The sequence below is a fragment of the Sphingomonas sp. BT-65 genome, from assembly GCF_026107375.2.
In the GTDB taxonomy this organism is placed as follows: domain Bacteria; phylum Pseudomonadota; class Alphaproteobacteria; order Sphingomonadales; family Sphingomonadaceae; genus Sphingomonas.
Genome location: NZ_JAPCIA010000002.1, coordinates 101,585 through 114,778, shown reverse-complemented (window position 1 = coordinate 114,778; position 13,194 = coordinate 101,585). Strand labels below are relative to the sequence as shown.

The 13,194-nt window shown below is 69.0% G+C and carries 10 protein-coding genes; 4 read left to right on the top strand and 6 right to left on the bottom strand.

Annotated elements, in window-relative coordinates; all coding sequences use genetic code 11:
- Nucleotides 1-279 precede the first annotated feature (279 nt).
- From OK349_RS15060 to OK349_RS15035, 6 genes are all read right to left on the bottom strand, one after another.
- Nucleotides 280-1,185: an NAD-dependent epimerase/dehydratase family protein gene (locus OK349_RS15060; RefSeq protein WP_265118729.1), complete on the bottom strand. Its 906-nt coding sequence runs from the start codon at nt 1,183-1,185 to the stop codon at nt 280-282.
- Nucleotides 1,182-2,285 carry a glutamate 5-kinase gene (gene proB / locus OK349_RS15055; protein WP_265118728.1) on the bottom strand — a complete coding sequence of 368 codons (1,104 nt, stop codon included), beginning with the start codon at nt 2,283-2,285 and terminating at the stop codon, nt 1,182-1,184. The genes OK349_RS15060 and proB overlap by 4 nt, the downstream gene beginning before the upstream one ends.
- 52 nt (nt 2,286-2,337) lie before the next feature.
- Entirely contained in the window at nt 2,338-3,147 is an 810-nt protein-coding gene (locus OK349_RS15050; protein ID WP_265118727.1) for a suppressor of fused domain protein, read from the bottom strand.
- A gap of 71 nt (nt 3,148-3,218) precedes the next feature.
- A complete protein-coding gene (gene obgE, locus OK349_RS15045) occupies nt 3,219-4,268 on the bottom strand; it encodes a GTPase ObgE (RefSeq protein WP_265118726.1) in 1,050 nt (349 codons plus the stop codon).
- Between the two features lie 102 nt (nt 4,269-4,370).
- Nucleotides 4,371-5,621, bottom strand: a complete 1,251-nt coding sequence (locus tag OK349_RS15040; RefSeq protein ID WP_265118725.1) for an alpha/beta hydrolase family protein — start codon at nt 5,619-5,621, stop codon at nt 4,371-4,373.
- A 3-nt stretch (nt 5,622-5,624) separates the two neighbouring features.
- Entirely contained in the window at nt 5,625-6,233 is a 609-nt protein-coding gene (locus tag OK349_RS15035; protein ID WP_372340583.1) for a TetR/AcrR family transcriptional regulator, read from the bottom strand.
- A 64-nt stretch (nt 6,234-6,297) separates the two neighbouring features.
- Here OK349_RS15035 and OK349_RS15030 point away from each other — a divergent pair, with 64 nt between their 5' ends.
- From OK349_RS15030 to OK349_RS15015, 4 genes are all read left to right on the top strand, one after another.
- A complete protein-coding gene (locus OK349_RS15030; protein ID WP_265118723.1) occupies nt 6,298-7,158 on the top strand; it encodes a metal-dependent hydrolase in 861 nt (286 codons plus the stop codon).
- 110 nt (nt 7,159-7,268) lie between these two features.
- The gene (locus OK349_RS15025; RefSeq protein ID WP_265118722.1) at nt 7,269-8,453 is read left to right on the top strand and encodes an efflux RND transporter periplasmic adaptor subunit; all 1,185 of its coding nucleotides are present in this window, start codon (nt 7,269-7,271) and stop codon (nt 8,451-8,453) included.
- A 12-nt stretch (nt 8,454-8,465) separates the two neighbouring features.
- On the top strand, nt 8,466-11,663 hold the full coding sequence (locus tag OK349_RS15020) for an efflux RND transporter permease subunit (protein ID WP_265118721.1): 3,198 nt from the start codon (nt 8,466-8,468) through the stop codon (nt 11,661-11,663).
- Nucleotides 11,660-13,135: an efflux transporter outer membrane subunit gene (locus OK349_RS15015; RefSeq protein ID WP_265118720.1), complete on the top strand. Its 1,476-nt coding sequence runs from the start codon at nt 11,660-11,662 to the stop codon at nt 13,133-13,135. Before OK349_RS15020 ends, OK349_RS15015 begins: the two co-directional genes overlap by 4 nt.
- The last annotated feature ends 59 nt before the right edge of the window (nt 13,136-13,194 follow it).

Genomic DNA, 13,194 nt, shown 5'->3' with positions numbered 1-13,194 from the left:
AGCGAGCGAATAGATCTGTCCCGCCAGGAATACGACGACCGCCACCCAGATCAGCCATGGGGGCCCAAAGGTCATCGCGGCCACGACCATAACGGCGGCCGCGAGGCTGAAGAGGATGCGCGGAAACAGCGTTTTCGACCAGCGGCGCTATCCCGAACGTCTCCGAGGTATACGAATTTATCCAGCAGGGGGGCGTAGAAGGACCAGTCAAACGCAACGGCCAGCGCGATGGCCGGGAGGAGATAGAGCGCAAACGCAACGGCGGGCGTCTCCATATCGCTACAGCAGCCCCTCCGCCCGGTACCAAGCGGCGGTCTGCGCCAGCCCGTCGGGGGTCGCGATCTGCGGCGCCCAGAGCGCGGCCGGCGGGCGGCGGCTGGGGTCGGCGGTCCAGTCGGGGTGGCTCAGATAGGCGGCGCGGTCGGGGGTGAGCTTGGCATTGGCTTCGCGGAAGAAACGGTCGGCCCGGCCCACGAGGTGGATCAGCGGACGGGGGAAGGACAGGGGGAAGGGGCGCTTGCCTACGGCCCGCCCCACCATCCGGGCGAATTCATGGTGCGTGTAGCCGCCGTCGACGCCGTCGTCGCATTCGTAGACTTCACGGCCGGGATCGGTCAGCGCGAGCGTGACGAGCAGGCGCGCCAGATCGGCGACATGGATCAGCGAGATGCGGCCGTTGGGCGGGAGCAGCACGAGGCCGAGCTTCGCCATGCGGAAGATGTCGCGCATCTCGAGATCGCCGGGGCCGTAGACGCCGGGTGGGCGGATCATCGTCCAGTCGAGGTCGGAGTTGCGGACCGCCTCCTCGGCGCGTTCCTTGGAGTGGCCATATTGCGAGAGCCGTGGCTCGCGCGCGGCCATCGACGAGACATGGACGAAGCGCCTGACGCCCATCGAGGCGGCCGCGGCGGCCATATGGCGCGTGCCGTCGACATTGCCGCGGACGAAGCCTTCGAGCGTGGGCGCGTTGACCACCCCGGCGATGTGGATCACCGCATCGGCGCCGCTAGCGAGGCGGGCGAGCGCCTCCTCATGGTCGAGGTCGCCAGCGATCCAGGTCACGCCTTCGCGCGCCGGCTGCTCGCGGCGGGTAAGCGCGCGAACGTGCATGCCGCGGGCGAGCGCGTGGTCGACCGTCGCCTTGCCGACGAAACCGGTAGCGCCGGTGAGGGCGAGGGTGGTCATAGCAAAGCCATATGGTTGCGGTGGACGAGGGTCGAACGCGGGGCGTAGCCGAGGATATCGCCCTGGTCCTCGCTGCGCGTGCCGAGGATCGCCTGGGCGTCGGGCGCGTCATATTCGGAGAGGCCGCGGGCGATCGGGCCGTTGGGACCCTCGATCGTGACGAGATCGCCGCGAAAGAACATCCCGCGGATCGCGGTGGCGCCGATCGCGAGCAGGCTGCGGCCCTCGGTCAGCGCTTTCGCCGCGCCGGCGTCGACGAGGATGCTGCCCTTGGCGGTCAGGCGGCCGGCGAGCCAGGCTTTGCGCGCTCGCGTGCGCTTCTCGGGGAGGAAGATCGTGTGGCGCGCATCGGCCGAGAGCGGACGGTCGATACGGCCGCTGGCGATGGCGAGCGACACGCCCGCCGCGGCGGCGATGCGCGCGGCCTCGATCTTCGAGACCATCCCCCCCGAGCCCATGCCCGAGGCCGAGCCGCGATCGGCCATGCCCTCGATCCGCCCGTCGATCCGCTCGACCGTGGGGATATGGATCGCGCCGGGGAGGGCGGGATTGCGATCGTAGAGGCCGTCGATGTCGGAGAGCAGCACGACGCCCGCCGCGTCCGCCGCCTGCGCGACCCGCGCGGCGAGCCGGTCATTGTCGCCGAAGCGGATCTCGGCGGTGGCGACGGAGTCGTTCTCGTTGATGACCGGCACGACGCCGAGCCCGAGCAGGCGGCCGAGCGTCGCGGCGGCATTGAGGTAGCGGCGGCGGTCCTCGAGATCGTCGAGCGTAACCAGCATCTGCGCGGCGGTGAGGCCGTTGGTCGCGAGCACTTCGGCCCACACCTGCGACAGCGCGATCTGGCCGGTGGCGGCAGCGGCCTGCGCATCCTCGAGGCTGGCGCGGCCGCCCTTGGCGAGCTTGAGCCGCCGTGCGCCGAGCGCGATCGCGCCGGAGGAGACCACCGCGATCTGCTGGCCCGCGGCCACCCGCGCCGCGATGTCGGCGGCGATGCCCTCCAGCCACGCGCGACGGATCGCGCCTTCCGGATCGACGAGCAGCGCCGAGCCGATCTTGACGACGAGACGCGGGCAGGAGGCGGGCGGGAAGAGGTGCATCCCGCCGCGCTTAGCGTGGACGCGGGGCGATGTCAGCCGCCGCCCGTAGGGATCAGTCCGCTTCCTCAACGATCGAGGCGCGCACGAAATCGCAGCGATGCCCGCTCATCGTGCGGCCGAGCTGCCCGGCGAGCGCCTCGCGCGTGTCTTCGTCGCCAGCGCGGATCTCGGCAAGCTCGGCGGCTGTGAGGATGACGATCGGCAGCAGCCGCACGGGCGAGAGCGGCATGTCGGCGATGCGATCGGGGAAATCGGGAGCGGGGCCGCCGATCAGGATGCCCAGCGCATCGTCGGCGGTGACGAAGCGCGGCGGCAGCACCGCGGCGATCGCATCCGAGCGCGACACGCCGGGAAGCTCCATCGAGAGCACGCCATAATGATCGAATTGCTGCTTCGCGCCGCCGGCCTTGGCGATCATCCCCGCGACGTGCGTGAGCAGCTCGAACGCCCAGCTGTGCTTGACCGGTTCGATCTCGCCCGGTGTCCCGGCATGCTCAATCGGCAGATCGGTGACCTCGATGAACAGCTCGCACTCGAAGCCGTTGACTGGAGGGACCTCCTCGGCGCCGTCGAACGGGTCGGACATGCCGTCGGTGGCGATCAGGATCGCGCCGCCGCTGCGGCGGACGACGCGATAGGCCTGGCGCGTGGTCGGCCAGGCCGGGCCGCCGAGCAGGCCGGGACTGATGAGATGGCCGAGCACGTCGCGCTCGACCATGCCGACCTCGCTCCAGAACGCGTCGCGGCGCGCCTGCGATGTCTCAAGCGCCGGGTTGGGCGTGGGTTCGGGGGTATGGGCAGGCGAGTCCGGTGCGACGGGTGCGCCGCCGAACAGTCCGCGAAAGCGGTCGAACAAGCCCATGCGATTCCTCCCAGATATTTTCCGGGTCATCGGCCGGGAATGTGGCGGCGTGGTGACTCCCGCCGTCGCGGTTAGACCGGCGACCACTCCACCGGTTCTTCGCCTTCGTCGTCGTCCGCGACCTGGCCGCGCTCGGGGCCGATCGCCTCGAGCAATTTGTCGAGCGCCCAGTCGACGCCGACGCCGCTGGCGCCGCTGATCGGGATGACGGGCGCGCCGCTCGCGTCCTCGAGCTCGGCGGAGAGCGCGGCGATCAGCTCGTCGTCGAGCGTGTCGATCTTGTTGAGCGCAACGATCACCTGCTTGTCGAGGAGGCCGGCGCCATAGGCCTCCAACTCGTCGCGGACGATGCGGTAGCTGGTGGCGACGTCTTCGTCGTTGGCGTCGACCAGGTGGAGGAGGACCTTGCACCGCTCGATATGGCCGAGGAAGCGGTCGCCGATCCCGGCGCCTTCGGCCGCGCCCTCGATCAGGCCGGGGATGTCGGCGACGACGAATTCGCGGTTCTTGTGGCGCACCACGCCGAGCTGCGGGCGGGTGGTGGTGAAGGCATAGGCGCCGACCTTGGCCTGGGCGTTGGTGACGGCGTTGATGAAGGTCGACTTGCCGGCGTTCGGCAGCCCCACCAACCCCGCGTCGGCGAGCAATTTGAGCCGCAGCCACACCCACGCCTCCTCGCCGGGCCAGCCGGTGCCGTGCTGGCGCGGGGCGCGGTTGGTGCTGGTCTTGTAGCTGGCATTGCCGCGCCCGCCGTCGCCGCCCTTGAGGAACACGATGCGCTCGCCGACCTTGGTCAGGTCCGCGAGCAGCGTGCGCTCCTCGTCATCGGCGAGGATCTGGGTGCCGACCGGGACCTGGATGACGAGATCGTCGCCGCCCGCGCCGGTCTTGTTGGTGCCCATGCCGCCCATGCCGCGCTGGGCGCGGAAATGCTGGGTGTAGCGGAAGTCGATCAATGTGTTGAGGCCGGCGACCGCCTCGAAGATGATGTCGCCGCCCTTACCGCCATTGCCGCCGTCGGGGCCGCCATATTCGACGAACTTCTCGCGCCGGAAGGACACGGCGCCGCCGCCGCCCCAGCCGGAGCGCACATAAATCTTGGCCTGGTCGAGAAAATGCATGGCGTACCTGAATTGGTTTGCGGCACCAGCCCGCTCCCCCACCCGGCCGCCCATAGGATACTGGCGCTGGGCGGCCGGGTGGGGGAGCGGGCTGGTGCCGTTCTATTTAGTCAAGAATTCGCCGCGGCCATAGGGCGGGCGGGTGCTTCCCTTGATCCAGTCCCCGAGCAGCCGGAAATAGCCGTCGGTGACGCGGGTGGTGGTGCGCTCGCCGTCCGCCGCTTGCGTGAACTCGACCATGCCGTGATCGGTCGCGGGGAAGCGCACGATGGCGATGTCATGGCCTTCGCGGCGCAACGTCTGGAGCCGGTCGATCGTGGTCTGGGGCGGGGCCTCGCGGTCCTCGGCGGCGATGATCCATAGCTGGGGCGCCTTGACCTTGCGCATCCAGCCCATCGCGTCGTAGCGCCAATCGAGGTCGAGATTGTCGAACTTGGCGCGACCCTCGCGGCGCAACGTCGCCTCGTCGAGCGCGAGGACATCGCCGGTGAACTCGCCCTTGATCTTCGCGAACCACGGCGCCTTGCCGTAGTGCGCCTTGACCGCGGCGAGCTGCTCATAGCCCTTGAGGAAATGCTCGGCCATGAGGTTGCCAGTGGCGTCGGTGATCTCGCGCGCCTGTTTGAGGACGTCCGTGCCATAGCCGGCCTCAGTGAGTTCGGCGGCGACCTGCGAGGCGTCTTCCTCGAGCGGGTCGATCAGCAGGCCGAAGCCGACCGCGACGAAATCGGCATCCGCATCGTTGGCGGCGCGCGGCGCGACCCAGCCGCCCTGACTGCCGCCGAGCAGGCCGAAGCGGGCGTAGCGGCCGGCGGCGAGGCGCTTGGCTTCCTTGGACGCTGCAGCGGCGTCGGCGCCGAGGGCGTGGAAATTCTGGTTGTAGGTGCCCTGGGATTCGCCCGTGCCGCGTTTGTCGTAGACGAAGGCGGCGATGCCCTGCGCGGCGAGGATCCACGGGTACTGGGCGTATTTGACCGCGGCGTTGCGTTCCGAGCCGTGGACCGTGACGACCAGCGGCGGCTTGGCGCCGGACGCGCCGGGCGGCTCGATCAGCATGCCGTTGAGGGTGAGATCCCCGCTCTTGAACTTGGTGGGCGTGAGGCGGACCGGGATCTTGTTGTAGATCACCGCCTTCACATCGAGCGTATCGCCGCGGCAGGTGACGCTGCCGTCGTTGGTGAGGCCGAAGCGGCCGTCATCGGCCCACCAGCGCCAAGCGCCAGTCTGCGCGGTGTCGGGCCGCTCCATGATGACGAGGAAGCGGCCATCCGGACCCGAATAGGCGCCGGGCTGGCAGGACGCGGCGGCAGACGCGGCCGCCTGGGCGGCAAGAGCAACAGCGGCAAGCAACATGGTTCAGCCCCACATCTTCTCGAAGCGCGGCGAGGCGGTGAGCTGGCGCAGCGCGATCTCGCGCGCCGCGCCGCGCGGGAGATCGAGCGACCTCGCGAGCGGCTCGCCGAGCAGCGCATCGCCCAGCGCCATCAAGACGAGGCTGAGCGTGTCTTGCCGCAAGTCGACGCTGCTTTCCTCTTCCTCGCCCTCGGCGATCTGGTCGACAAGCTGGTGGATCGTATCGAGGATCGGATCGAGCGCGTCCTCGTTGCCGGAAAGGATCATCCAGCTCGCCAGCGCGCCGGCGCCGCTCTTATCGAACGCGTCGAAGGTGAGGTCGACCACCTGGCGCGGCTTGTCCTCGGTGCGCGCGCTCTCGTCGGCGCGCGCGTCCTGGATCAGCTGGGCGATGCGCGCGCAGACCGTCTCCGCGAGGCTGCGGGCAAGCGCGCGCTGGAGCCCGGCGGCGGAGCCGAAATGGTGGAGCAAATTGGCGTGGGTGCGGCCGATGCGCGCGGCGACGGCCTTGAGCGTCACCGCCTGCGGCCCCGCCTCGATCAGGATCGCGCGCGCGGCCTCGAGCGCGGCGTCGCGTGACTCCTCCGGGCTCAGACGTTTGCGTTCGGGAATGGGCACTATTGACATAAATGTAAGTAAGGCATAGCTGCTGTTGGCAAGTCCTTGGAGGAAAACCGTGGCGAACGCAAAGACTCCCGCTGACCTCACGATCAATCCGCGCGACCGGCGCTTCGGCCGCGGGCAGCGTCAGGCGCGGCTGTGGCTCGGCGGCGACGCGGCCGGGACGGCATTCTACAATGCGCTGTCGGTGACCTTTCCCAAGGGCGAGGCCTTCTTCATCGAGGCGGTCAAGGCGTTCCGCGCCGGGGTGGACGACAAGCTCGCGCGCGAGATCAAGGCGTTTACCATCCAGGAAGTGGTGCACAGCCGGGAGCATGTCGCGTTCAACAAGCGCGTGCTCGACCATGGCTATGACATCAGCCGGCTGGAGGCGCGGGTGGACGAGGTGATGGCGATCGCCCGGGCGCGGCCGCCGATCGTGCAGCTCGCGGCGACGATGGCGCTGGAACATTATACCGCGATCCTCGCCGCCGAGCTGCTGCGCAACCCCAGGCATCTCGCCGGCGCCGATGCCGAGAGCCGCGAGCTGTGGCGCTGGCACGCGCTGGAGGAGATCGAGCACAAGGGCGTCGCCTACGACACTTGGCTGCACGCCACGCGCGGCATGAGCCGGTGGCGGCGGTGGAAGATCAAGGCGCTGACGATGCTGCTGGTGAGCACCAATTTCTGGGCGCACCGGATCGAGGGAACGCTCGACCTGATGGCGCAGGACGGGGTCACCGGCTGGCGCGCGAAGCTGATGCTCGCAAAATATCTGTTGGTCTCGCCCGGCATCGTGACGCGCATGGTCCCGGCCTGGCTCACCTATTTCCTGCCTGGCTTCCATCCCTGGAACCACGACGACCGCGTGCTGATTCAGCGCGTTGAAAGCGAGTATGAGGCGGCTATTATGCCCACCGTCGTGGCAGCAGCGTGAGACCATACCCGAATTACTGAACGCAAAAATTCAGAAATTATCCGTTGCGGGGTTGAAACCTCCGCTTCGTCCCCCCAATTGCCGCGACGCAGCAAAGGGGTAAGAAGAAAATGCGGTCTGCAATCGTCATCCTGGGTCTGGCTCTGCTTTCGGCGTGCGGGGGCGGTCAGCCGCCGCAAGCGCCGCCGCCGCCTGAAGTCACCGTCGCCACGCCGCTTCAGCGCGAGGTCGTCGACTGGGACGATTATACCGGCCGCTTCGTCGCCCCGCAGGACGTCGAGATCCGCGCGCGCGTCAACGGTGTCATCACCGCGATCCATTTCCGCGACGGTCAGGACGTGCGCCAGGGCCAGCCGCTCTTCACGATCGACCCGCGCCCCTATCAGGCGCAGCTCGCCCAGGCGCAGGCGCAGATCGCCCGCGCCCAGGCCGCGCTGACCAACGCCCGCCAGGTGACCGCGCGCAGCCGCGCGCTCGCCAGCGCGCAGGCGGTGAGCAAGGAAGAGCTCGAGACCAACATCGCCGCCGAGCGCAGCGCCGCCGCCGATCTCGCGGCCGGCCGCGCCTCCGCCTCGACCGCGCAGCTCAACCTCGGCTTCACCACCGTGCGCGCACCGTTTAGCGGCCGCATGTCGGATCGCAGGGTGAGCCTCGGCGACTCGGTCGCCGATGGCCAGACCGTGCTCACGCGCATCGTCTCGATCGATCCGATCCGCTTCGAGTTCGAGGGCGCCGAGAGCTTCTACCTCAAGAATCTGCGCCAGGATCAGCGCGGCGAGCGCGGTTCCTCGCGCTACACCGCCAACCCGGTGCAGATCCAGCTGGCCGACGAGACCGAGTATCGCTGGAACGGCCGGATGCAGTTCCTCGACAGCGCGGTCGATCCCAATTCGGGCACGATCCGCGCCTATGCGCTCGTCCCCAATCCGACGCGCTTCCTGACGCCGGGCATGTTCGGCCGCGCGCGCCTGCTCGGCTCGGGCACCTACCGCGCGATGCTGATCCCCGACGAGGCGATCGTCACCGACCAGACGCGGCGCCTCGTCTATGTTCTGAGCAAGGACAACAAGGCGACCCCGCGCCCGGTCGAGGTCGGTGCCAAGGTCGAGGGGCTGCGCATCGTGCGCGACGGGCTCGCGCCGACTGACCAGGTGATCATCACCGGGCACGGGCAGCTCCAGCCCGGCGCGCAGGTCAAGCCCAAGAAGAGCGTGATCAAGCCTGACGCCAGCAAGCAGGCAGCGCCGACCGCCCCGACCGCCGAGCCGGAGTCCGGCCAAGCCACCGTCCGCTAAGGGACCGCAACGATGAAATTCCCCCATTTCTTCATCGAGCGGCCGATCTTCGCGGCGGTGCTCTCGATCCTGATCGTGATCGTCGGCGCCATCGCCTATCCGTCGCTGCCGATCGCGCAATATCCGAGCATCGCGCCGCCCACGGTGGTGGTCACCGCCACCTATCCGGGCGCGAGCGCGGAAACGCTGGCGGAGACGGTCGCCGCGCCGATCGAGCAGGCGATCAACGGCGTCGACAACATGATTTACATGACGTCGTCGTCGACCGGCAACGGCCAGACGCAGATCACAATCAGCTTCCGCCAGGGCACCGATGTCGATCAGGCGCAGGTGCTGGTGCAGAACCGCGTGCAGCAGGCCGAACCGCGGCTGCCCGAGGACGTGCGCCGTCTCGGCATCACGGTGAACAAGAGCTCGCCCGACTTCCTGATGGTCGCGTTCTTCACCTCGCCCGACAACAGCCTCGATGTCCAATATATCTCGAACTATGTGACGCTGCAGGTGCAGGACCGCATCGCGCGTATCCCGGGCGTTGGCCAGGCGCAGGCGTTCGGCGGGCGCGACTACAACATGCGGATCTGGATCGATCCCGGCCTTGCCGCCGCGCGCGACATGACCGTCGACGAGGTGGTCAACGCGATCCGCGCGCAGAACGTGCAGGTCGCCGCCGGTTCGGTCGGTCAGCCGCCCTATGGCAATGCGAGCCCCTCCTTCGAGCTGGGCGTCCAGGCCAAGGGCCGCCTGACCTCGACCGAGGAGTTCGGCGGGATCGTCGTGAAGCGCGACGCGGAAGGGCGGCTGACTCACCTGCGCGACGTCGCGCGGATCGAGCTCGGCGCACAGGACTATAATTTCAACGGCTATCTCAACGACAAGCGCGCCGTCGGCATGGGCATTTTCCAGCTGCCCGGATCGAACGCGCTGGCGACCGCCGAGGCGGTGAAGCATGAGCTCGAGACGCTGTCGAAGGACTTCCCGGCCGGGATGAAATATTCGATCGACTACAACCCGACCGAATATGTCGAGGAGTCGATCACCGCGGTCGAGCACACGCTGATCGAGGCGCTGCTGCTGGTGGTGCTGGTGGTGATTGTCTTCCTGCAGAGCTGGCGCGCGGCGATCATCCCGATCATCGCCATCCCGGTCTCGCTGGTCGGCGCCTTCGCGGTGCTCCTGGCCTTCGGCTACTCGCTCAACACGCTCTCGCTGTTCGGCCTCGTCCTCGCCATCGGCATCGTCGTCGACGACGCGATCGTGGTGGTCGAGAATGTCGAACGATTGATGGAGGAGAAGGGGATATCCCCGCGCGAGGCGGCGCACGAGACGATGGACGAGGTGTCGGGCGCGATCATCGCGATCTCAGCGGTGCTGGTCGGCGTGTTCATCCCGACCATGTTCATCCCGGGCATCTCGGGCGCCTTCTACCAGCAGTTCGCGATCACCATCGCCTCGGCGACGGTCATCTCGGCGTTCGTCTCGCTGACGCTGTCGCCGGCGCTGTGCGCGCTGGTGCTCAAGAAACCCGAGCACGACAAGCCGGCGCCGTCCGGCTGGCTCGGCCTGCCGACGCGCGCCGGGCGCAAGTTCAACGAGGGCTTTTCCTGGCTGTCGGAGAAATACGGCAAGCTCACCTCGCGGCTGGTGCGGATGCTGGCGATCGTCGGCGTGGTCTATGTCGCGCTGATCCTGGTCGCGGGCTGGCGCTTCACCTCGACGCCGAGCGGCTTCATCCCGCCGCAGGACCAGGGCTATCTGATCGGCGTCGTGTCGCTGCCGCCGGGCTCCTCGCTCCAGCGCACCGACGCGGTGGTCCGTGAGACGATCGCGCGCGCCAACAAGCTGCCGGGCATGCAATTCTCGGTCGGCTTCGCCGGTCTCGACGGCGCGAGCTTCTCGACCGCGCCCAATGCCGGCGTCGTGTTCTTCGGCTTCAAGCCGCATGCCGAACGCGACCAGAGCGCGGACCAGATCATGCAGTCGCTGTACGGGGCGCTGGCCGGGATCGAGGGCGGCAATGTCTTCGTGATCGCGCCGCCGCCCGTGCCCGGCATCGGCACCGGCGGCGGCTTCAAGATGATGGTCCAGGACCGTAGCGGGCAGGGCTACAACGCGCTGGCGCAGGCCTCGTTCGCGATGATGATGGGCGCCAACCAGCAGGAAAGCGTCGCGGGCGCCTTCACGCAGTTCAACACCGGCACCCCGCGCCTCACCGCCGATATCGATCGTGAGCGCGCCGAGCGCATGGGCGTGCCCGTGCAGAACATCTTCTCGACGCTCGGCTCGTATCTCGGTTCGGCCTATGTCAACGACTTCAACTATCTCGGCCGCACCTATCGCGTGACGGCGCAGGCCGACGCGCCCTATCGCGACGACGCATCCGACATCCAGGTGTTGAAGACGCGCTCGGCGGCGGGCGAGATGGTGCCGATGAGCTCGGTGATGACGCTCAAGAACGACAGCGGCCCGTATCGCGTCGTGCGCTACAACCTCTATCCGGCGGCCGAGCTGATGGGCGACACCAAGCCCGGCTACTCGACCGGCCAGGCGCTCGATTCGATGGAGGCGCTCGCCGGACAGGCGCTGCCCGAGGGCATGGGTTACGAATGGACCGAACTGGCGTTCGAGCAGCGCCAGGCGGGCAACACCGGCGTGATCGCCTTCGTGCTGGCGGTGGTGTTCGTCTTCCTGCTGCTCGCCGCGCTCTACGAGAGCGTGGTGCTGCCGCTGGCGGTGATCCTCATCGTGCCGATGTGCCTGCTCGCCGCGATCCTGGGCGTCAACGTGATGCGGATGGACAACAACATCCTGACGCAGATCGGCCTGGTCGTGCTGATCGGCCTGGCGGCGAAGAACGCGATTCTGATCGTCGAGTTCGCGCGCCAGAACGAGGAGCAGGGCATGGATATGCGCACCGCGGCCGAGCACGCCGCGCACCAGCGCATGCGCCCGATCGTCATGACCTCGATCGCGTTCATCCTGGGCGTGCTGCCGCTGGTGATCGCGAGCGGGGCTGCGGCCGAGCTTCGCCAGGCGCTGGGCGTCGCGGTGTTCTTCGGCATGATCGGCGTGACGATCTTCGGCCTGCTCTTCACCCCGGCCTTCTACGTGATCTGCCGCCAGTTCGGCGACTGGGCGCGCAACCAGGTCAACAAGCTGCGCCGCAAGCCGCAAGACCCGCCCCACGCCCCTGCTCTGGAGCCTGCAGAATGAAGCGCCTGATCACGACGTTGCTGGCGGGTTCGCTGCTGGCGGGCTGCGCGGTCGGGCCGAATTATGCGCGCCCCGAGACGCCGCCGACCACGGCGGGCGCCTTTGTCGACCCCGGCATCACCAAGGTGTCGCCGGGCGAGGTCGAGGGCGAATGGTGGCGGCTGTTCAACGATCCGGCGCTCGACCGCCTGGTGGTCGACGCGCTGACTCACAACACCGACATCCGTCAGGCCTCGGCCAACCTCAAGCGCGCGCGCGCGATCCTGTCGGAAGCGCGTGGGCAGCGGCTGCCGACGACCGACGTGAGCGCGAGTTACACGCGCCAGCGCACCGGCGCGGAGAGCGCGCAGGGCGGGCTGCCGCCGGGCGTGGCCGCGGTCGAGAGCGACTTCTTCCGGGTCGGGTTCGACGCGTCCTACGAGATCGACCTGTTCGGGCGGGTGAGCCGCTCGATCGAGGCGGCGCGCCGCGACACCGAGGCGGCACAGGCCGCGCTCGACGGCGCGCGCGTGGCGATCGCGGCGGAGACCGCGCGGACCTATGCCAGCGCCTGCGGCTTTGCGGCGCAGGCCGAGGTCGCGCGCGAGACGGTGCGGTTGCAGACGCGCACGCTCGAGCTGACCCAGCGGCTGGTCGATGCCGGGCGCGGCACCGCGCGCGACATCGACCAGGCGCGCGTGCTCGCCGAGAATGCGCGTGCGCAGGTGCCCGCGTTCGAGGCCGAGCGCCGCGCGGCGCTCTACGCGCTGGCGACGCTGACCGGCAGGCCGCCGGCCGAGCTCGATACGCAGGCGAGCCAATGCATGACGCCACCGGGCGTCTCGGCGCTGATCCCGGTCGGCGACGGTCAGGCGCTGCTCGCGCGGCGGCCGGACGTGCGCGAGGCCGAGCGGCGGCTGGCGGCGGACACCGCGCGGGTCGGCGTGGCGACGGCTTCGCTCTATCCGTCGATCCAGCTGCTCGGCTCGGTGTCGCTCGGCGCGCAGAAAATCGAGGATCTGGGCAAGACCTCGTCGTTCAACTTCTCGCTCGGGCCTCTGCTCAGCTGGAGCTTCCCCAACATCACCGCCGCGCGTTCGCAGATCCGCCAGGCCGAGGCCGGCGCCGAGGGCTCGCTCGCGGCGTTCGACGGCGCGGTGCTGACCGCGCTGCGCGAGGTCGAGCAGGCGCTGGCGCGCTATTCGGGCGAGATCGAGCGCAACGTCGCGCTGCGCCGCGCCGACACCGCGGCGACCAATGCCGCGCGGATCGCGATCCTGCGCTTCGACGCGGGACGCGACAGCCTGCTCCAGCGCATCGACGCGGAGCGCGACCGGGCAAATGCGCGCGCTTCGCTTGCCGCCAGCAACGCAGCGCTCGCCGAGGCGCAGGTTGCCTTGTTCAAGGCGCTGGGCGGCGGCTGGGAAGACGCGCCCGCGCCCGTTCGGCGCGAGGCGGCGGTCACGACCATGACTACGGCCACGACCCCATAGGGCGATGCCCTGAACGAAAGGAGACGGGCGCCCGCCGTGTTGCGTGACGGTGGCGGGCG